The organism is Sulfitobacter albidus, from assembly GCF_018200035.1.
Lineage (GTDB): Bacteria > Pseudomonadota > Alphaproteobacteria > Rhodobacterales > Rhodobacteraceae > Sulfitobacter > Sulfitobacter albidus.
Genome location: NZ_CP073581.1, coordinates 2,998,722 through 3,019,313, shown reverse-complemented (window position 1 = coordinate 3,019,313; position 20,592 = coordinate 2,998,722). Strand labels below are relative to the sequence as shown.

Annotated in this window: 17 protein-coding genes; 11 read left to right on the top strand and 6 right to left on the bottom strand. The window is 63.1% G+C overall.

The window, feature by feature from the left end; translation table 11 throughout:
* Positions 1-33 precede the first annotated feature (33 nt).
* Genes KDD17_RS14730 through KDD17_RS14720 form a run of 3 tightly spaced genes read left to right on the top strand, consistent with a single transcriptional unit; the run spans position 34 to position 4,982 of the window.
* A complete protein-coding gene (locus KDD17_RS14730; RefSeq protein WP_254796813.1) occupies positions 34-1,257 on the top strand; it encodes a COG4223 family protein in 1,224 nt (407 codons plus the stop codon).
* 10 nt (positions 1,258-1,267) lie between these two features.
* Positions 1,268-2,767: a heme biosynthesis protein HemY gene (locus KDD17_RS14725; RefSeq protein ID WP_212704346.1), complete on the top strand. Its 1,500-nt coding sequence runs from the start codon at positions 1,268-1,270 to the stop codon at positions 2,765-2,767.
* A gap of 7 nt (positions 2,768-2,774) precedes the next feature.
* A complete protein-coding gene (locus KDD17_RS14720; RefSeq protein WP_254796812.1) occupies positions 2,775-4,982 on the top strand; it encodes a heavy metal translocating P-type ATPase in 2,208 nt (735 codons plus the stop codon).
* Positions 4,983-4,984: 2 nt separating this feature from the next.
* Here the strand turns inward: KDD17_RS14720 and radC are convergent, their stop codons facing one another.
* The 3 genes from radC to dnaK all read right to left on the bottom strand — a co-directional run bounded on the left by radC (position 4,985) and on the right by dnaK (position 9,155).
* The gene (gene radC / locus KDD17_RS14715) at positions 4,985-5,734 is read right to left on the bottom strand and encodes a RadC family protein (protein WP_212704345.1); all 750 of its coding nucleotides are present in this window, start codon (positions 5,732-5,734) and stop codon (positions 4,985-4,987) included.
* Positions 5,735-5,999: 265 nt separating this feature from the next.
* On the bottom strand, positions 6,000-7,154 hold the full coding sequence (gene dnaJ / locus KDD17_RS14710) for a molecular chaperone DnaJ (RefSeq protein ID WP_212704344.1): 1,155 nt from the start codon (positions 7,152-7,154) through the stop codon (positions 6,000-6,002).
* A 78-nt stretch (positions 7,155-7,232) separates the two neighbouring features.
* Complete coding sequence (gene dnaK / locus KDD17_RS14705; RefSeq protein WP_212704343.1) at positions 7,233-9,155, bottom strand: molecular chaperone DnaK; 1,923 nt, start codon at positions 9,153-9,155, stop codon at positions 7,233-7,235.
* Positions 9,156-9,364: 209 nt separating this feature from the next.
* Here dnaK and KDD17_RS14700 point away from each other — a divergent pair, with 209 nt between their 5' ends.
* Complete coding sequence (locus KDD17_RS14700) at positions 9,365-9,964, top strand: alpha-ketoglutarate-dependent dioxygenase AlkB family protein (RefSeq protein WP_212704342.1); 600 nt, start codon at positions 9,365-9,367, stop codon at positions 9,962-9,964.
* A 142-nt stretch (positions 9,965-10,106) separates the two neighbouring features.
* On the opposite strand, the gene KDD17_RS14695 is transcribed toward KDD17_RS14700, so the two are convergent.
* A complete protein-coding gene (locus KDD17_RS14695) occupies positions 10,107-10,709 on the bottom strand; it encodes an SH3 domain-containing protein (protein ID WP_212704341.1) in 603 nt (200 codons plus the stop codon).
* Positions 10,706-11,530 carry an ABC transporter permease gene (locus KDD17_RS14690; protein ID WP_212704340.1) on the bottom strand — a complete coding sequence of 275 codons (825 nt, stop codon included), beginning with the start codon at positions 11,528-11,530 and terminating at the stop codon, positions 10,706-10,708. The genes KDD17_RS14695 and KDD17_RS14690 overlap by 4 nt, the downstream gene beginning before the upstream one ends.
* Before the next feature lie 112 nt (positions 11,531-11,642).
* Between KDD17_RS14690 and cysQ the strand changes: the two genes are divergently transcribed.
* The 7 genes from cysQ to KDD17_RS14655 all read left to right on the top strand — a co-directional run bounded on the left by cysQ (position 11,643) and on the right by KDD17_RS14655 (position 20,100).
* Positions 11,643-12,440, top strand: coding sequence for a 3'(2'),5'-bisphosphate nucleotidase CysQ (gene cysQ / locus KDD17_RS14685; protein WP_212704339.1), 798 nt, complete (start codon positions 11,643-11,645; stop codon positions 12,438-12,440).
* Between the two features lie 19 nt (positions 12,441-12,459).
* Positions 12,460-13,695, top strand: coding sequence for a glycosyltransferase family 2 protein (locus KDD17_RS14680; protein ID WP_212704338.1), 1,236 nt, complete (start codon positions 12,460-12,462; stop codon positions 13,693-13,695).
* A 113-nt stretch (positions 13,696-13,808) separates the two neighbouring features.
* Complete coding sequence (gene galU, locus KDD17_RS14675; RefSeq protein ID WP_212704337.1) at positions 13,809-14,693, top strand: UTP--glucose-1-phosphate uridylyltransferase GalU; 885 nt, start codon at positions 13,809-13,811, stop codon at positions 14,691-14,693.
* A gap of 15 nt (positions 14,694-14,708) precedes the next feature.
* On the top strand, positions 14,709-15,917 hold the full coding sequence (locus tag KDD17_RS14670; protein ID WP_212704336.1) for a glycosyltransferase family 4 protein: 1,209 nt from the start codon (positions 14,709-14,711) through the stop codon (positions 15,915-15,917).
* A 68-nt stretch (positions 15,918-15,985) separates the two neighbouring features.
* The gene (locus KDD17_RS14665; RefSeq protein WP_212706260.1) at positions 15,986-16,972 is read left to right on the top strand and encodes a glycosyltransferase family 2 protein; all 987 of its coding nucleotides are present in this window, start codon (positions 15,986-15,988) and stop codon (positions 16,970-16,972) included.
* Positions 16,969-18,672: a beta-1,6-N-acetylglucosaminyltransferase gene (locus KDD17_RS14660; RefSeq protein WP_254796811.1), complete on the top strand. Its 1,704-nt coding sequence runs from the start codon at positions 16,969-16,971 to the stop codon at positions 18,670-18,672. The genes KDD17_RS14665 and KDD17_RS14660 overlap by 4 nt, the downstream gene beginning before the upstream one ends.
* On the top strand, positions 18,673-20,100 hold the full coding sequence (locus tag KDD17_RS14655; RefSeq protein ID WP_212704335.1) for a nodulation protein NodH: 1,428 nt from the start codon (positions 18,673-18,675) through the stop codon (positions 20,098-20,100). It begins immediately after the preceding gene.
* Here the strand turns inward: KDD17_RS14655 and KDD17_RS14650 are convergent.
* Positions 20,097-20,561, bottom strand: coding sequence for a PTS sugar transporter subunit IIA (locus KDD17_RS14650; protein ID WP_212704334.1), 465 nt, complete (start codon positions 20,559-20,561; stop codon positions 20,097-20,099). The two genes, KDD17_RS14655 and KDD17_RS14650, sit on opposite strands and share 4 nt — an antisense overlap.
* Positions 20,562-20,592 lie beyond the last annotated feature (31 nt).

Sequence of the window (20,592 nt, the reverse complement as noted above, 5' to 3'; positions counted from 1 at the left end):
CGGCGACGGATCAGAATCGAAGAAGGTGTAAAAGTGGCGTCATCCAGGAAAAACAGCTCTTCCAAGGGTAAAGCAACGAAGTCCAAGGCGGACGAAACCCCCGAGGTTGAGGAAACGACCGCCGCTGACTCTCCCCCTGCGGAAACGCCAAAAGAACCCGAAATCGTCAAAGACACCGAGAGCGCAAAGGCTCAGGCGGCGGATACCACCGACGATGAACCCGCAACGGACGCGCCCGACGAGAAATCAGCGGCGGATCCCGCGCCGGAAGAGCCCGAGGCCAAAGCAGCCACCACAAGCACGGTCGCCGAAATGGTGCATCCCGTGCCTGCCCCGGTCACCGCTCCGCAACCCGAGAAAAGCAGTCCTTTTCTGCCATTGGTCTTGGGCGGCATTATCGCCGGTGTGATCGGCTTTGCCGTCGCTGAGATGGACCTGCTGCGCGGCCCCGCCGAGGATCCGACCGCCGAATTGCGGGAGACGATAGCCGCGCAGGAGGACCGCATCGCCACGCTCGAAGCGGTCGAGCCGCTTCAGATTCCCGAAGTCGATCTGTCGGGCCTTGAGGCGCAACTGGCCGAGATTGACGCGCGCCTCGCCGAGGTAGAGGCGCGCCCTGTCATCGTGGCTCCCGAAGGCATCGACGCCGATCAGGCCGAAGCCTACATCGCCGAGCTTTCGGGCCTGCAGCAGGCTGTGCGCACCCAGCGTGACGAGATTCAGGCGCTGATCGAAAATGCCCGCTCGGTCGAGGAAGCCACCGCCGAAGCTGCGCGGCGCGCCGACGCGCAGGCAGCCCTGTCGAAAATCATCGCCGCGCTAGAGGCAGGCCAACCCTACGGTGATGTGCTGGCCGATCTTGAGGCGGCAGAGGTCACGGTAGACCCGGCGCTCAGCGCGCCCGCCGCCGATGGGGTGCCAACTCTCGCAGCGCTGCAATCACAATTTCCCGACGAGGCCCGCAGCGCGCTGGCTGCGTCGCGGTCGGCAGACGATACCGCAGGCGTGGGGGCCTTTTTGCAGCGCTCGCTGGGCGTTCGGTCGGTCGCACCGCGCGAGGGGGATGACCCCGATGCCGTGCTGTCACGCGCCGAAGCTGCCGTGCAGGCAGGCGATCTGAACACCGCCCTGACCGAGCTGTCGACGCTGCCCGAACCCGGGCGCGCGGCAATCGCGGATTGGCTCTCCGCCGCCACAGCCCGGACGGATGCCCGCGATGCAGCCGCCGCGCTGTCCCAAAGCCTGACGGCAGACTAAGGAAATTCACATGCTCTGGTCCCTGATCAAAATCATTCTTTTTGTCGGCATCGTCGGCGCGTTGTCCTGGGCGGCGGTGTTGCTGCTGGACGCGCAGGGTGGCGTGCAGATCCGCGCGATGACCTACGAGATGACCTTTAATCCGCTGGAAACCGTGATCCTGCTCATCGCGCTGGTGGTCATTCTCTGGATCGCGCTCAAGGTGCTTGGCCTGCTGATCGCGACGCTGAAATTCATCAACGGCGATGAGACCGCGCTGTCGCGCTATTTTGACCGCAACCGTGAGCGCAAGGGGTACGCCGCGCTGTCCGAGGGTCTGATGGCCCTCGCCAGTGGCGAGGGGCGTACCGCAATGACCCAGGCCGCCAAGGCCGAAAAATACCTCAACGATCCGCAGCTGACCCAGCTGCTCACGGCACAGGCCGCCGAAATGGCAGGCGACCGCCGCAAGGCGGAAGAGACCTACCGCAAGCTGGTCGAAAGCGAAAAGACCCGCTTTGTCGGGGTGCGCGGGATCATGAAACAAAAGCTTGCCGATGGGGATACCGACACGGCGCTGGAGCTGGCCAAAAAGGCGTTTGCCCTCAAGCCCAAGCATGAAGACACCGGCGACGTGCTCTTGCGCCTTCAGGCCCAGAAGGAAGACTGGACCGGCGCGCGCAAGACCCTGAGCGCCAAGCTGCGCAATGGTCAGCTGCCCCGCGACGTGCACAAACGCCGCGACGCGGTGCTGGCGCTGTCGGCGGCGCGCGACATCGTGGACGAGGATAAATCCGTCGAGGCGCGCGAAACAGCGATCGAGGCCAACCGCCTCTCCCCCGATCTGGTGCCCGCCGCCGTCATGGCCGCCGAAGGGTATATCGCCCAGGGAAAACCGCGCTACGCCACCCGCGTTCTGAAAAAGGCCTGGGAGATGCGCCCGCATCCCGACCTCGCCGCAGCCTTTGCCGCGATCGAGCCGAACGAGACCGCAAGCGCTCGCGTCAAACGGTTCACCGCGCTGACACGGATCAAGCAGGACCACCCCGAAACCAAGATGCTGCTTGCCGAGTTGCACATCGCGGCAGAGGATTTCCCGGCCGCCCGTCGCGCTCTTGGTAGTCTGGTCGAAACCGATCCGGACGCACGTTCCGTGACGCTGATGGCCGCGATCGAGCGCGGCGAGGGCGCCAGCGATACGGTGGTCAAAGGCTGGCTGGCCCGCGCGCTGAGCGTACCGCGGGGTCCGCAATGGATTTGCGACAACTGCCAGCATATCCACGTCGGATGGGCGCCGATCTGCGAGAATTGCGCCAGCTTTGACACCCTTGAATGGAAACGCCCGCCACAATCCGATGTCGCCATGCCCGCCGGTGCGCAGATGCTGCCACTGATCGTTGGCGCGCTTGAGGACAACACCGCCACGGGTGTGGTCCCGCAGGTCGATGAGCCGCCCATCGAGGACGCGACACTGATCGAGGACGCGCCGGAAGAAACCGCCGAGGCGGAGCCGTCAAAGCCCGAAAAGTAGATCTCCGGTGACGCAGCGCGTCCGGCTTCGTATCGAAAACATGTCCTGCGGCGCCTGCGCGGCGCGGGCGCAGTCAGCGCTCGACGGTGTGGCTGGGATCACGTCGGCCTCGGTCAATCTGGCGGATGCGTCTGGAGAGGTCGTTTTTGCCGGTCCGTCCGAACTTGATGCCGCGCTGAGCGCGCTCAGGTCGGCGGGGTATCCCGGTTCAGTTTCGCAGGGTTATGCTGGCAACGCGCATGCCCGCGATGCCGCAGCCCTGCGTCGCGATACATTGATGGCAGCCCTGTTGGGCCTCCCGGTACTTATCATCGAAATGGGGGGGCACCTGATCCCCGCCTTGCACAGCGTTCTGACGCAAACGTTTGGGCAGGCGCCGCTTTGGGGTCTGCAGTGCGTGCTCACGACGCTGGTGCTTTTCGGACCGGGGCGCCAATTCTTTGCCAGAGGGCTGCCGGCGCTGATCCGGCGGGTTCCGGATATGAATAGCCTTGTGGCGCTGGGCACGGGGGCGGCCTATGGCTATTCCGTATTGGCCATTCTGGCGCCGGGTCTATTCCCCGCTGGCGCGCGTGCCGTTTATTTCGAATCCGCCTGTGTGATCGTCACGTTGATCCTCCTGGGCCGCTGGTTGGAAGCGCGGGCCAAGGGGCGCACGGGCGCTGCAATCGAGCGGCTTGTCGGGCTTCGGCCAGATACGGCCCGCGTCAGGATCGACGGGACATGGCAGGACCGACCGCTCGAGGCGCTTGCCCATGGCGATACCTACATGCTGCGCGCCGGGGACAGGATCCCCGCGGATGGCATCGTCCTCGAGGGGCAGAGCGACGTCGATCAATCCATGCTCACCGGGGAGCCTGTACCCGTTGCTGTGGCGCCCGGCGATGCGATCACGGGCGGGGCGATAAACGGTGCCGGAACGCTCATTTGCCGGGCGACCGCGACGGGGCAGGACAGCAAGCTGGCCCAAATCATTCGTACAGTGCAGACCGCGCAGGCGACACGCTTGCCTATTCAAGGGTTGGTGGACCGGATCACGCTGCGATTTGTGCCGGCGGTTCTGGTGATTGCGGCTCTGACAATGATGCTCTGGGCTCTGTTCGGGCCCGAGCCACGATTGGCCTATGTCCTTGTGACAGGCGTATCGGTTCTGATCATTGCCTGCCCCTGCGCGATGGGTCTGGCGACGCCCACGTCGATCATGATTGGTGCCGGTCGGGGCGCCGAATTGGGTGTTTTGTTCCGTTCTGGCAGTGCCCTGCAAAGCCTGCGGGGCGTGCATGTGGTCGCCTTTGACAAGACAGGGACGCTGACCGAAGGGGCGCCACGGCTGGACGCTGTGCACGTGATTTCAGACATGGAGCATGAGGTCGCGATACGTCTGATCGCCGCGGCCGCGCAGGGATCGAGCCATCCGCTGTCGCGCGCGATTGTCGCCGCCGGACCGGACCCGCTGGCAGAAGCAACGCAGACGCAAACCATGCCGGGACGGGGTATCCTTGCCTTGGTAGAGGGGCGTCGGATTATACTGGGAAGTCGTCTTTGGCTCGAAGAGCGGGGCATCGGATGCGACCCATTTGATGAGGTCGCGCGCGACGAAGGACAGTCTGTCGTCTACGCCGCGGTAGACGGTGCGCCGCTGGCATTGCTGACATTTTCTGACAGCATCAAACCAACATCTCAGGCCACCATAGATGCGCTTAAGGCACGGGGGCTGCGTGTTGCCTTGCTCAGTGGCGATACTGAGGCCGCAGCGACGCGGCTGGGTCGCAAGCTTGGGATCGAGACGGTGCGCGGCGGGATCCTGCCCGAAGAAAAGGCCGACGCAATCGCGGCATTGAAGGCGCCGGGAGAAATCGTTGCCTTTGTCGGGGACGGCATCAACGACGCGCCGGCGCTGGCCCGCGCGGATGTGGGAATTGCCATCGGCACGGGCACGGATGTGGCCATCGACGCGGCGGATGTGGTGCTGATGTCGGGGGATCCGGGCGGGGTGGTTACTGCGATCACGGTGTCCGATCAAACCCTGCGCAATATCCGCCAGAATCTATTCTGGGCGTTCGGCTATAACGTGGCGCTGATCCCGGTTGCGGCTGGGATGCTGTATCCTTTTGCGGGCCTGTTGTTGTCGCCTGCGTTGGCGGCGGGGGCGATGGGGCTGTCGTCTGTTCTTGTGCTCAGCAACGCGTTGCGTCTGCGCAAGCTGCGCGCCTGAGGTTACAGGTAGCCTTCTGACCGAAAGCTTAACTCTGCGGACTTTCCGATGATGAGGTGGTCGTGCAGCGTGATCCCGAGCGCCCCGCAAGCCAGGTTGATCTGGGCGGTCATGTCGATATCGGATTGCGATGGCGTGGGATCGCCGGAGGGGTGATTGTGCACCAGGATCAACGCCGATGCGTTGAGCTCCAGCGCGCGTTTGGCGACCTCGCGCGGGTAGACGGGCACGTGATCGACGGTGCCCTTTGCCTGTTCCTCATCGCCGATCAGGGTATTTTTCCGGTCGAGGTAGAGCACGCGAAACTGCTCCGTCTCGCGGTGGGCCATGGAGGTGTGGCAATAGTCCAGGAGCGCGTCCCAGCCGGTAAGAACGTGTGATTTCATTACCTTGGAGCGTGCCATGCGTTGGGCGGCGGCGGCGACGATCTTGAGCTCGACCACTACCGCGTCACCCACGCCGGAGATTTCGCGCAGGCGCGCCTCGGATGCCGTGATGACGCGGTTGAAATCGCCGAAACGGTCCATCAGGGCGCGGGCGAGCGGTTTGACATCGCGGCGCGGAATGGCGCGAAACAGCACCAGTTCGAGCAGTTCGTAGTCGGGCATCGCGTCTGGCCCGCCGCCCATGAAACGCGCGCGCAATCGCTGCCGGTGGTCAGCGATATAGGAGGGTTGTTTGCCCCCTACTGGCGCAGTTGCGGGCGTCTCGTCGGTGAGAAAGGGCAGGGGCTGTTCGCGGAAATCGGCCATGGTGTACGCTCGCCCGATTCTGGTTACTGAACCGTTAATGTTTACCGGATCTTAGGAGTCACACGATGTGCACAGGGCGTACACCGGGCGTGCACGGGGTTGGCGGACAGGCGAAAATGAAAAACGCCGCAACGTGCGGGGCGTTGCGGCGTCTAAGATGTATCGTGGTGCGTTGATGGGCGGGACGGATACCCGGGGCTCCGCCCGTGAAAACCTCAAATGCTCCCCCGGAGCATTTGCCGGACCAAAGGTCCGGTGCAGGTTTTCACCCCTTCATGCTGTCCCAAAAGCTCTTTACGCTGGAAAAGAAGCTGCTGCTTTCGGGGTTGTTCTCTTCGGAGAGTTCCTCGAATTCGCGCAGCAGTTCCTTTTGGCGCGCGGTCAGGTTGACCGGGGTCTCGACGGCCAGTTCGATGATCATGTCACCGGTGCCGCCGCCGCGCAGGTGGGGCATGCCCTTACCGCGCAGACGCATTTGGCGGCCGGATTGGCTGCCGGAGGGCACTTGCACGCGGCCGCGGCCGCCGTCGATGGTCGGCACCTCGATGCTGCCGCCCAGTGCCGCACTGCTCATCGAGACGGGCACGCGGCAAAACAGGCTGGGGCCGTCGCGTTCGAACAGCTCGTGTTCCTGCACCTCGATGAAGATGTAGAGATCGCCCGAGGGGCCACCGCGCATCCCGGCCTCGCCTTCGCCGGCGAGCCGGATACGGGTGCCGGTTTCGACCCCTGCGGGGATGTTGACCGACAGCGCGCGGTCTTTCTCCACGCGGCCCGCGCCGCGGCAGGTGTTGCAGGGATTCTTGATGATCTGGCCAAGGCCGGAACAGGTTGGACAGCCGCGCTCGACGGTGAAAAACCCTTGCTGTGCGCGCACCTTGCCCATGCCGGAGCAGGTCGGGCAGGTGGTGGGTTCCGCCCCGCCTTCGGCGCCGGAGCCGTTGCAAGACCCGCAGGCGACCGAGGTGGGCACGTTGATGGATTTCTGCAGACCCGAGAACGCCTCTTCAAGGGTGACGCGCAGGTTGTAGCGCAGATCGGATCCGCGTGCCGCGCGACGCCCGCCGCCGCCACCCTGACCGCGACCGCCCATGAAATCGCCGAACAGATCGTCGAACACATCCGAGAACGCCGAGGAGAAATCACCCTGCTGGCCGCCGCCAAAGCCGCCACCGGGCCGCCCGCCGCCGCCACCTTCAAAGGCGGCGTGGCCGTAGCGATCGTAGGCGGCTTTCTTGTCGGCGTCCTTGAGGACTTCGTAGGCCTCGTTGGCTTCCTTGAACTGCGCTTCGGCGTTGGGATTGCCGGAGTTGCGGTCGGGGTGCAGTTCCTTGGCCTTGGTGCGATAGCCCTTCTTGATCTCGTCGGCGGAGGCGCCTTTGGCCACGCCGAGGATCTCGTAGTAATCACGTTTTGCCATGGGAATAATCCTTTATTGGAACGTGAAGGGCCGGCCCGTCGTCCGGACCGGCCCTGTCATTGGTTCCGCCACGCGGGCTTAGCCGCGCTTTTTGTCGTCGTCGAGATCTTCGAACTCGGCATCGACAATGTCGTCGTCGTCGGATTTGCCCGCATCTGGGTCATCCGCCGCCTGCGCCATGTCTTCGCCTTCGTCCTGCGCGGCCTTGTAGATCGCCTCACCCAGCTTCATGGCCGCTTCGGTCACGTTCTGGATGCCGGATTTGATCTTTTCGGCGTTGTCGCTTTCCATCTCGTCCTTGAGGGCGGCGATTGCCAGCTCGATTGCTTCGACCGTGGTCGGATCGACCTTGTCCGCATGCTCTTCCACGGATTTCTCGGTGGAGTGGATGAGGCTTTCGGCCTGGTTCTTGGCGTCGACAAGCTCGCGGCGGGCCTTGTCGGCATCCGCGTTCTCTTCGGCGTCCTTGACCATTTTCTCGATGTCCTCGTCGGACAGACCGCCCGATGCCTGGATCGTGATCTTCTGCTCCTTGCCGGTGCCTTTATCCATTGCGCCGACCGACACGATACCGTTGGCGTCGATGTCGAAGGTCACTTCGATCTGGGGCAGGCCACGCGGGGCGGGCGGGATATTTTCGAGGTTGAACGCGCCGAGCATCTTGTTGTCGGCGGCCATCTCACGCTCGCCTTGGAAGACCCGGATGGTCACGGCGTTCTGGTTGTCCTCGGCGGTGGAGAAGATCTGGCTTTTCTTCGTCGGGATGGTGGTGTTGCGGTCGATCAGGCGGGTAAAGACACCGCCCAGCGTTTCGATCCCCAGCGACAACGGGGTCACGTCGAGCAGGACCACATCCTTGACGTCGCCCTGCAGAACGCCGGCCTGGATGGCGGCGCCCAGCGCCACGACCTCATCGGGATTGACGCCCTTGTGGGGCTCTTTTCCGAAGAATTTGGTCACTTCCTCGATGACTTTTGGCATACGGGTCATCCCGCCGACCAGCACGACCTCGTCGATGTCGGATGCCGACAGGCCCGCATCCTTGAGGGCGGCCTGGCACGGCTTCAGCGACGCCTTGATCAGATCGTTCACCAGCGACTCAAGCTTGGCGCGGGTGAGTTTCATCACCATGTGCAGCGGCTGACCGTTGGCACCCATCGAGATGAAGGGCTGGTTGATCTCGGTCTGGCTGGAGGACGACAGTTCGATCTTGGCTTTCTCCGCCGCCTCTTTGAGACGCTGCAGGGCCATCTTGTCTTGGGTCAGATCGACGTTGTTCTCTTTCTTGAACTCGTCGGCGAGGTAGTTGACGATGCGCATGTCAAAGTCTTCACCGCCGAGGAACGTGTCGCCGTTGGTGGATTTCACCTCGAAAAGGCCATCGTCGATTTCGAGGATGGTCACGTCGAATGTACCGCCGCCAAGGTCATAGACCGCGATGGTCTGCGTGTTTTCCTTGTCGAGGCCGTAGGCAAGCGCCGCCGCTGTCGGCTCGTTGATGATGCGCAGCACTTCGAGGCCCGCGATCTTGCCCGCGTCCTTGGTGGCCTGGCGCTGGGCGTCGTTGAAATAGGCGGGCACGGTGATGACGGCCTGCGTGACTTCCTCACCGAGATAGCTCTCGGCGGTTTCCTTCATCTTGCCGAGGATGAAGGCAGAAATTTGGGAGGGGGAGTATTTCTCACCCTTGGCGTCGACCCACGCGTCGCCGTTGCCGCCGTCGATGACGTTGAACGGCATGTTCTTGCGGTCCTTGGCGAGATCCGGGTCGTCGTTGCGACGACCGATCAGGCGTTTGACACCGAAAACGGTGTTTTCGGGGTTGGTGACGGCCTGACGCTTGGCCGATTGGCCAACCAGGCGTTCGTCATCCGTGAAAGCCACGATGGAGGGCGTCGTGCGCGCACCTTCCGCGTTTTCGATCACGCGCGGCTTGCTGCCGTCCATGATGGCGATACAGGAGTTGGTTGTACCAAGGTCGATACCGATGACTTTTGACATTTCGATCCCTCATGTTTTTCAAGGCGATTGCACGAGGCGATGGCCCATTTCGGCACCCACACCCCGATCCGTTTACGCCACGCACGCATGGTGTGCAGCGGTTCGGAGCGTATATAGGGAGGGGTCTGGGGGCTGCAACCGGTCCGGACACGCAGATGTGAGGAATCTGCGCATACGGTCGAAAAATGCGGGCGAATGGGGCGAATTGCATGAAATTGCGCGTAAAAGGCTTTGACATTCACGGGGGATACCTGTCGGCGGACGCCCAGCGGGATGTGCTGGAGGCGGTGCGCGGGGTCGTGGCGCAGGCGCCATTCTTTCGCCCCGACACGCCCTATGGCAAGCCGATGTCGGTTAGAATGACCGCTGCGGGCAGCTACGGATGGTTTTCCGACAAGAGCGGCTATCGCTATGTCGCCGCGCATCCGTCTGGGCCGCCCTGGCCTGCGATCCCGCCGGTGGTGCTGGATCTGTGGCGGGACGTGACCGGACTGGCGCGACTGCCGGAGTGCTGTCTGATCAATTACTACGCGGCGGACGCGCGCATGGGTTTGCACCAGGACCGCGATGAGGCGGATATGCAGTGGCCGGTGGTATCGGTGTCGCTTGGCGATGACGGGCTGTTTCGCATGGGCAACGTCACCCGTGGCGGCAAGACCGAGAGCGTCTGGTTGAAATCGGGTGATGTTGTGGTGATGGGCGGCGACGCACGGCTGGCCTATCACGGGGTGGACCGGATCCGCGCGGGATCGTCCCGGCTGCTGCCCAAGGGAGGACGGCTGAACCTGACGCTGCGGGTTGTTGAGTAATCGATTTTTTCGAAAAAATCGGGTCGGAATTTTTGGAAAATTCCGGGGCGTGGGGGAACGTGTTTCGTTTCGCTGGCGGTGTTCGGGGTGCAGCGTTGCGTTCAGGTATTTGTGAAAGGGTGCAGAGGGGGCGGTTCACCGGTCAAGGCGCGACCGTACAACAGCCCGACAGGAGTATTGGCGTGCCGCTATCGGTCAGCAGCAGGTCGATGCCGAGGCCGTAGAGGCGATCTGACATGCCGTCGGAACAGGTCGTACGGTGCACGATGGCGGTTACCGGCCCCTCGAAGTCCGCGAAATTGCCGGTCAGGGCGAACCGGTCGGTGCGGTTTTGGGAAGGAATTGGTGCGGCAAGTTGAACTGCGTCCGGCGAGTCCGTCTCCGGGGTAATCCAGCGCCAACTTTCGCCGTCTTTGGTTTTGAGGGTCCAGAAAGGCTCTGTCCCGAAGCAGGCGGTGATGGGTGCTGCCGGTTTGTTTTCGGTGAGGAACGCGTGGGCGGCCCAGCCGCTGCGCTCGCCTGCGTTGAGGCGGGCCCATTTGCCGTTTTCGGAGGTGGCGGTGATTTCGATGTCTGTGGCGTTTGGGGCGAGGGTGCCGATGATCTCGGCGGAGGCCGATGGGGCGCTGCGGACGTTGAGGGTGTCGTTCTGCGCCACGCCGGTGACACTGTAGAGAGCGGGCAGGTCTTGTGCAGACAGCGTTGCGGGCCAGAGGACGCAGAGCATGTAAAGGACACGGATCATCGGCGGGCGTTCCACGAGATGGAGGCGTGCCGCCGGGTGTAGAATTCGCCCATCAGGCCGATCATCAGCAGGACAAGGCCGATCCAGAAGGCGTACATCGGATCGCTGTAGCGCGGGTTGTAGTTGATGAAGGCAAAGCCGCGGGCCTGATCGATCGTGTGGAAGAGCGGATTCCAGTCGAACATCGCGAGCATGAAGCCCGGCAGGGTGTTGGCGACGAACATCTTGCCCGACGCGATCATGTTGGCGCGCTGGTAGATCGTGGTGAAGATGTTCACGAAAGTGGGAAACCATGGCTTGATCGCCAGCAGCACGAGACCTAGGGCTGCGCCGGTGAACCACGCCAGCAACAACATCCCGAAGGCGGCGGCGGGTTGTTCGATTTGCAGCGGGGTGAAGGCCACGTGGTAGGCAAACAGGATCATCGCCAGCGACAGCACCTGAATATAGAGCACGCCCAGCGCCGCCGAGCAGATCGAGATGATCGTGTTCATCGGTGCGTGTTGCATCATCGGGCTGGCGGGCCCTTCGGAGCCGACGACGCCGCCCAGCGCCTTGGAATGGGTCATGTAGAGGAAAATCCCTGACATGATGTAGATCAGGAAATCGCCCCGCAGGGCCGCCCCGCGCAGGCCCAGAATGGTGAACATCACGTAGAAGGCGGCGACAAAGATCACGGCCTGAAGAATGTTGGTGGCGATGGCGAGGAAGGCGTTGTTGTGGCTTTTGCGGACGGAACGCACGATGGAGTGATAGATCAGCTCCAGCATCGTCAGGACGGTATGCAGCGCCGACCGATTTTTCCGTACGGGTTGGAACATGAGGTACCTGCCTTGGTTTATCGCTCTATCGCACGGAATTCTTGCCGATCCGTTGCAAACGCATCATAAGCGTCGCCAGCAATATATCAACGAACGATGGCAGGAGTTGGGCATGGATTTCGAAAAGCTGACCCGTGAGATGCGCAGGCTGGCCCTTGAGGCCGGGGACGCGATCATGGCGATATACGGTCAGGACGATTTCGAGGTCGAGGCCAAGGACGACGACAGCCCCGTCACGGCGGCGGACAAGGCGGCGGACAGGATCATCTCTGACGGGCTGCGCGCGGCCTTTCCCGACACGATGCTGGTGACCGAAGAGCAGGCCGCGACGCATGAGATGCAGGCCGATACGTTCCTGATCGTCGATCCGCTGGACGGGACCAAGGAGTTCATCCACCGGCGTGGTGATTTCACCGTCAACATCGCCTATGTCGAGGACGGCGTGCCGACGCGCGGCGTGGTTTACGCGCCCGCCAAGGGCCGGATGTTTTTCACCGGTGCCGCGGGGCAGTCGGTGGAGGAGACCGGGCCGCTTGCGAAGGATAACGTGGGGCCGCTGACGCCGATTTCGGTGTCGGAGCCCGACAATGCCGCGCTGATGGTCGTGGCGTCGAAGTCGCACCGCGATCAGGCGACGGATGACTATATCGGCAAGTATCAGGTCAAGGACATGAAGAGCGCGGGATCGTCGCTGAAATTCTGTCTGGTGGCCACGGGTGAGGCCGACATCTACCCGCGGCTGGGCCGTACGATGGAATGGGACACGGCTGCGGGTCATGCGGTCTTGGCGGGGGCCGGGGGGCAGGTGCTGCGCTTTGATGACCTCACGCCGCTGCGCTATGGCAAGCAAACATATGCCAACCCGTTCTTTATCGCGACAGCCCCCGGTGTGACGCTGCACCAAGGCTGAGGCGAGCGGGGCCACGGGGATGGGCGATCAGGCGGTCAGCGTCGTCATTGTCAGCCGCCACCGGGCTGCGGCGCTGCTGCGGTGTTTGCGCGGGGTAGCACAGCTGCAATACCCGAATTTCGAAGTGGTGGTCGTTGCCGATCCCGAGGGGTTGGAAGCGATCGACACGTTGGACGGTATGGACGCGGTCAAGCGGGTCGGGTTCGACGAGGGCAATATCTCGGCCGCGCGCAACCTTGGGGTCAGCCACGCGGCGGGGGAGATCATCGCCTTTATCGACGATGATGCGGTGCCGGAGCCGTCCTGGCTGCGCCATCTGTGTGCGCCCGCCGCGCGGCAGGACGTGGCGGCGATGGGCGGTTTCGTGCGCGGTCGCAACGGGATCAGCTGGCAGAACCGGGCGCGTATCCTCGACCGCCATGGTGCGGCGCAGGAGATCGAGGTTGATCCCTTGCAGGCCACGGTGATGGTTGCGCCCAAGGGGCGGGCGATCAAGACCGAGGGCACGAATATGGCGGTACGCCGCGATGTTCTGGTGGCGCTGGGCGGCTTTGATCCGGCGTTTCGGTTTTTCCTCGATGAGACGGACCTGAACATGCGTCTGGCGTGGGCGGGCCACGCCACAGCACTTGTGCCGCTGGCGCAGGTGCACCATGGCTTTGCCGCCAGTGCGCGGCGCCGCAACGACCGGGTCCCGCGCGATCTGACCGAAATCGGCGCCAGCTGGGCGGTGTTCCAGCGCAAGCATGTCGCCAAGGACGATCGCGCGGCCCATTGGGCCGGGATCCGGGCGGCGGAACGTCGGCGGCTGCTGACACATATGGTCGCCGGACGGTTGGAGCCGCGCGACGTGCGGAGGCTGATGCGCGGCCTGCGGCGGGGCTATGACGCGGGGCTGGCGCGGCCTTTTGGCGGGGGTGCGATACCGCGCCATTCGGTGCGGGCGTTCCAGAGGTTCGAGACGCGCAGGGCGGATCCGGGATTTAACGCCGTCCCATGGCGCAAGCGGGCGCAGGCGATGCAGGCGGCGGCCGACAGGGTGCGCGCGGGCGGGATCGAGACGGTGTTGATCCTGACGCGCACGGCGCTGTTCCACCGTGTCAGTTTCGAGGCCAATGGCGTCTGGGTGCAGCGCGGCGGCATCTATGGCAAGGCCGAGCGGTCAGAGCCGCTGGTGCGTTTGACCACGCGCGCCCGCCGCGCGGCGCGAGAAAGGCGGCGCATGGCGCAGGTTCGGGGGCATGATGCGGGATAATTCACCCTTCATGATGGGAATGACACGAACTAGCTCTATTTTTGCTGTGTTTCGGGGGTAATACCGCGCAGGATAGTTTCAGCTGCTTGAGGCAATAAAGGTGAAGAGACGACATGGGAAATAAAGTCACGACAGCAATTTTTCCGGTGGCCGGGATGGGGACGCGGTTTTTGCCCGCGACCAAATCGGTGCCGAAAGAGATCATGACGCTCGTCGATCGACCGCTCATCCAATACGCCATCGATGAGGCCCGCGCGGCCGGCATTACTGAGTTCATCTTTGTCACCTCGCGCGGCAAGGGCGCGCTGGAGGATTATTTCGACCTTGCACCCACGCTTGAGCAATCATTAGCGGACAGCGGCAAGACCGAACTGCTGGAGATCCTGCGCAAGACCAATATGGACAGTGGGCAGATCGCCTATATCCGCCAGCACAAGGCGCTGGGGCTGGGGCACGCCGTGTGGTGCGCGCGGCGTCTGGTGGGGGATCAGCCCTTTGCGGTAATCCTGCCCGACGACGTGATCGCGGCGGAAAAGCCGTGTCTGCAGCAGATGGTCGAGGCCTATGAGGAGACCGGCGGCAACATGGTCGCGGCGATGGAGGTTCCGACGGAGCGGACTTCTGCCTACGGGATTCTGGATGTGGAGACGGCGGAGGGGAACCTGTTTCCCGTGCGCGGCATGGTCGAAAAGCCCAAGGCCGAGGATGCGCCATCCAATCTTGCCGTGATCGGGCGGTATATCCTGTCGCCCACCGTGATGCGGAACCTCGACAGCAAATCCACCGGCGCGGGTGGGGAGATTCAGCTGACCGATGCGATCGCCGCCGATATCGCCAAGGAGAACAACGTGCATGGCTTCCGGTTCGAGGGGCAGCGGTTCGATTGCGGCTCTAAATCGGGGTTTTTGCAGGCGACTGTCGCCTTTGGGCTGGACCGGCCCGAGTTGCGCGACGATCTGGCCGCCTACCTCAAGGACCTGGTGCCGGGTCTGGCGTGAGCGTGACGCACGCCGGTGCATAATCCGCCGCCCGCCCGGTTGATCGACGTCACGCGGCTGCTTCGGCGGTCGGGGCGGATGCTGACCGGGGTGGACCGGGTCGAGTTGGCGTATCTTCAAGAACTGTTGCAAGGCGACGTGGCCTTGTGGGGGATGGCGCGCACGCCGCTCGGCTATGTGTTGCTGGACCGTACGGGGCTGGCGCAATTTGCGGCGGCGGTAACGGGCGCGCGTCCCTTCGGACCTCCTGATCTGCTGTCCCGGCTGAGCCGACGGCAACATCCGACAGTACGCGCGGCGCAAAGCGATCTGCGGCGCTGGGCGGTGGCGCGCTGTATGCCGCGCGGTCTGGCGCGGATGCTGGTGCGGCATCTTCCCGAGGGGACCGCGTATCTGAACCTTGGACATTCCAATCTGACCGAACGGGTGTTCGAGGCCGTGCGCGCGGTGGCGCAGGCGCGGATCACGGTGTTTATCCATGATATCATTCCGCTGACCCATCCGCAGTTTCAGCGCCCCGGTACGGTGGCGCCCTTCGAGGCAAAGCTGGCGCGGGTGCAGCGGTACGCGGATCTGATCCTGTATAACTCCGATGATACGCGCCGCCAGACGGAGGCATGGATGCAGCAGCGCGGGACTGTTCCGGCCGGTATTGTTGCGCATCTGGGGACAATCGTGGTGGAGCCGGATCCGTCGGCGCTGCCCGCGCGGCTGCGGTTTGATCGGCCCTATTTTGTCTGTGTCGGCACGATTGAGCCGCGCAAGAACCACGCGCTGCTGCTGGATATCTGGGAGGCGCTGGGCGATCGGGCGCCGCCGCTGGTGATCGCTGGCAGCCGGGGGTGGAATAACGCGGGGGTGTTTGCCCGGCTCGACGCATTGCCCGAGGGCGCACCGGTGCACGAGGCTGCGGGGCTGAGCGATGCGGCATTGGCCGCCTTGGTGCAGGGCGCTCACGCGCTGCTGTTTCCCAGCCATGCGGAAGGGTTCGGATTGCCCGCTATCGAGGCGATGACGCTCGGAACCCCGGTTTTGTGCAGCAATATTGCGACATTTGGCGAAATCCTTGGGGATAAGGCCGTTTACACAGACCCGCTTGACTGGCAATTATGGCAAAGTCGAGTTGTTGACTGGTCTAAACGGTCTCGGGAGACACTACGGGTAACGGATTTTGACGCGCCGACGTGGGACGCGCATTTCAAGATCGCATTAAGTTTTACCTGATAGCTGCACGAGAAGGCCGACGATCAAGAGTGTGAGGGCAGTGTTTGGGTGCGATCCGATCCTACCGTCTGAGGCTTCAGCGTAAACGCTGGAAGCTGCGGGCGCTGAGAAAACGGCGCGAATTGAAATGTGTCGTTGACCGGACGGACCAGATCCGCCCGGACGATATTCTGTTGTTCTGCACCCAACGCAACGAAAAGATCCGGCTGGCCTATTTCCTTGAATACTACCGCGAGCAGGGCGTTAATCATTTCTTTTTTGTGGACAATGACAGCGACGATGGCGCGCTGGAGTATCTGCGCCAGCAGCCCGATTGTTCGGTCTGGTTTACCCGCGCGTCCTACCGCCGGTCGCGGTTCGGTGTCGATTGGCTGAACTGGCTGCAACGCAAATACGCCCATGGCCACTGGACGCTGACGGTCGATCCAGATGAATTCCTGGTCTACCCGTTCTGCGACACGCGGCCCCTGCGCGCGCTGACGGATTGGCTGGACGCGTCGTCGATCAAATCCTTCTCGGCGATGTTGCTGGACATGTATCCCAAGGGCCGTCTGGACGAGCAACCCTACCGCGAGGGGACCAACCCCATCGATATCGCGGCGTGGTTCGACAGCGGCAACTACACGATGTCGCGCAATCACGCGTTCACAAACCTGTGGATACAGGGCGGCCCGCGCGCGCGGGTGTTTTTCCGCGATGAACCGGCGCGCGCGCCCGCGCTCAACAAGGTGCCGCTGGTGAAGTGGGACAAGCGATACGTCTATGTCTCGTCCACCCACATGCTGCTGCCGCGCGGTCTGAATCAGGTCTACGACGAGTGGGGCGGGGAGAAGGCGAGCGGCGTTCTGCTGCACGCAAAATTCATCGACACTTTTGGCGCCAAGGCTGCCGAAGAGCTGGAGCGCGGCCAGCACTACGCGGGATCGGTCGAATACAAGGCCTACGCGGAGCGGGTGCGCGAGAACCCGCAGCTGTGGTGCAAATGGAGCGAGAAATACATCAACTGGCGCCAGCTTGAGATTCTCGGGCTGATGTCCAAGGGGAACTGGGCATGACCGCGGGCGTGGGCGTTGTGATGCTGGTGCATACCGCGCTGGGCCGGGCCGAGCAGGTGGCGCGGCACTGGGCCGCATCGGGCGTGCCGATCGTGATCCACGTCGACCGGAATGTGCCCAAGGCTACCTATGACACCTTTCGCACCGCGCTGGCGGATGTGCCGAACCTGCTGTTTTCAAAACGCTACCGGTGTGAGTGGGGGACCTGGGGCATCGTCGCCGCAAGTCAGGCCGCAAGCGAGCTGATGCTGGCGAGCTTTGCCGATGTGCGGCATGTCTACCTTGCCTCTGGTTCATGCCTGCCGCTGCGTCCGGTGGAGGAACTGATCGACTACCTCGCCGCGCGCCCGCGCACCGATTTCATCGAGAGTGCGACGACGGCCGATGTGCCCTGGACCGTGGGCGGGTTGGACGAGGAAAGATTCACGATGCGCTTTCCCTTTTCGTGGAAGCGGCACCGATATTTCTTCGACCGCGCGGTGGAGTTTCAGCGCCGGTTCAACATCAAGCGCCGGATGCCGCCGGGATTGGTGCCGCATATGGGCTCGCAGTGGTGGTGCCTGACGCGCCAGACCCTGTCGGCGATCCTGCAGGATCCGCAGCGCCCGGTCTATGATCGGTATTTCCGCCACGTGTGGATCCCGGATGAAAGCTATTTCCAGACACTTTCGCGGCTTTACTCCGTGAATATCGAAAGCCGGTCCCTGACGCTGTCGAAGTTCGATTTTCAGGGCAAACCGCACATCTTTTACGACGACCACCTGCAACTGCTGCGTCGGTCGGATTGTTTTGTCGCGCGCAAGATCTGGCCCTATGCCGACAGGCTTTATCAGGCGTTTCTGACAGACACAGACGGCGCCATGAAAAAGACCGAGCCGAACCCCGGCAAGATCGACCGCATTTTCGCAAAGGCGGTGGAGCGTCGGACGCGCGGGCGGTCGGGCCTTTATATGCAGTCCCGCTTTCCCAACGAGGATTGGGAAAATGGGGTGACGGCGGGCGAGTATTCGGTTTTTCAGGGGTTTTCGCAGCTGTTCGAGAATTTCGAGCCATGGCTGGCCAATGCGACCGGTGCGCGGGTTCACGGGCATCTGTTCAGCCCCGACCGGGTGCAATTTGCCGATGGGCAGACCACGCTGAACGGCGCGCTGAGCGACAGCGCCTTGCAGCGCGATTATAACCCGGAGGCGTTTCTGACCAACCTGATCTGGAACACCCGCGGCGAGAGGCAGTGTTTTCAGTTTGGCCCGATGGATAACCAGAAGATCAACTGGCGCGTGGCCAAGGACCCCAACGCGCAGGTGTCGGTCATCACCGGGGCCTGGGCGGTGACGCTGTTCCGCTCCAACCTCGATTTTGTGGATATTCGCCGGGTGGCGGCGACGCTGCAAAAGATCGAGAGCGATCACATGGACGTGCTGCGCTCGCCCTACGCCAAGGCGCGGGTGCGGATCTGGAACATGGCGGAATTCATTGAGGCGCCGATGGAGCCGTTGCAGGGCATCCTTGACGAGATCGGGCAGGCGCGGATCAGACGGCTGAGCGAGGCGCCCAAGATGGTCGATCTGCACGGCTTTGGCCAATTCCTGCAGAACCTCAAGAACCAGGGCATGCACCCCTATCTGATGGGCGATTTCCCGGTGGAGCGTGGTCCGGTGTCGAACCCGGATGTGCCGCGCAAACCCTATCTGGTGAAGTAGATGACAGCGCGTTTCGACAGTTTTGTGGTCTTTGCCGAAATGCGGACCGGGTCGAATTTTCTGGAGGCGAATCTCAATTCCTTCGCCGGGATCACCTGCCACGGTGAGGCGTTCAATCCGCATTTCATCGGCTATCCCAACAGCTCCTCGATCCTGGGCGTGGACCAGGAAACACGCGACCGTGATCCCGGGATCCTGCTGCGCGCGATCCGTGAGGATCAGGCGGGGATGGGGGGCTTTCGCTATTTTCACGACCACGATCCGCGCGTGCTGGACCGTGTGCTGGACGATCCGCGCGTGGGGAAGGTGATCCTGACGCGCAATCCGTTGGAAAGCTACATCAGCTGGAAGATCGCGCAGGCAACGGGCCAGTGGAAGCTGACGGATATGAAGGCGCGCAAGGCCGCGCAGGCGATCTTTAACGCCGATGAATTCGAGGCCCATCTGGAGGCGTTGCAGCAGTTCCAGCTGAAGCTGATGAACCGGTTGCAGACCTCTGGGCAGACTGCGTTCTACGTCGCATATGAGGATCTGCAAAGCGTCGAGGTAATGAACGGGGTTGCCGCCTATCTGGGCGTGCCTGAGGCGATAGAGGGGCTGGACAAGAGCCTGAAGAAACAGAACCCCAGCCCGCTGTCGGAAAAGGTCGCGAATTATGGCGCGATGGTGCAGGCGCTGGGCAAGCTCGACCGCTTTGATCTGACGCGCACGCCGAATTTCGAGCCGCGGCGCGGGCCGAATGTGCCGGGCTATGTGGCGGGGGTGAAGGCGCCGCTGTTGTTCATGCCGATGGCGGGCGGTCCGCAGCAAAGCCTGCGGCGCTGGCTGGCAGCGCTGGACGGGGAAAAACCCAACGCCCTGACGACCAAGATGACGCAAAAGGATCTGCGCCAGTGGAAGCGCAAGCACGAGGGGCATCGCAGCTTTACCGTGTTGCGGCATCCGGCGCTGCGCGTGCATGAGGTGTTTTGCCACCGGATCCTGAATGCGGGGCAAGGCAGCTATGTGCAGCTGCGGCGCACGCTGGTGCGGCGCTACAAGCTGCCGCTGCCCGGCGAGGGGGAGGAGCGTGGCATCGACCGCGCCGCCCACCGCGCGGCGTTTGTCGCGTTCGTCGAATTTCTGCGGGGCAATCTGGCGGGGCAGACGGCGATCCGCGTGGATGCCGGATGGGCCACGCAGGCCGCCAATGTTCAGGGCTTCGGAGAGTTCACACTGCCGGATCTGATCTTGCGCGAGGATCAACTGGCGCAGGAGCTGCCCCTGCTGGCGGCGCGGTTCGGATATAACGGCGTGCCCGCCATCGCGGCGGAGGAGGCGCGCGGGCCTTTCACGCTCGCCGATATCTACGACGCAGAGATCGAGGCGCTGATCGCCGATGTCTACCAGCGCGACTACATGATGTTCGGATTCGGTGCCTGGCGCTAAGCGGCCTTGCTGTCCTGCACTTCGGTCAGGATGGTGTGCAGCGTATCCGGGGAGCGATTGGCGCGCAGTTTCACGCAGATGCTGGTGTCGCGCAGGGTGCGCGAGACGAGCGCGAGTGCCTTGAGGTGCTCGACGCCTGCGTCCTGCGGGGCCAGCAGGCAGAATGCGATATCTACCGGCTGACGATCCACGGCCCCAAAATCCACCGGCTTTTCCAGAAGGGCGAAAAGCCCGCGCACCTCGTTGATCCCATCGATTCGGGCATGGGGCAGGGCCACACCGTGGCCCACGCCCGTCGGTCCCAACGCTTCGCGCGCTAGAAGCGCCTCGACCACGGTGGCGGCATCGACGCCATATGCCTGTTCAGCCATATCTCCCAGCTCTACCAGCAGCCGCTTTTTGCTGCTGGTCGATGCAAGCACCTTCACGCCCTTCGAGGGCAGGAGTTTGGCAAAGTTCATATGTCGTATTCCCTAAGCGTGGCCGTGACCC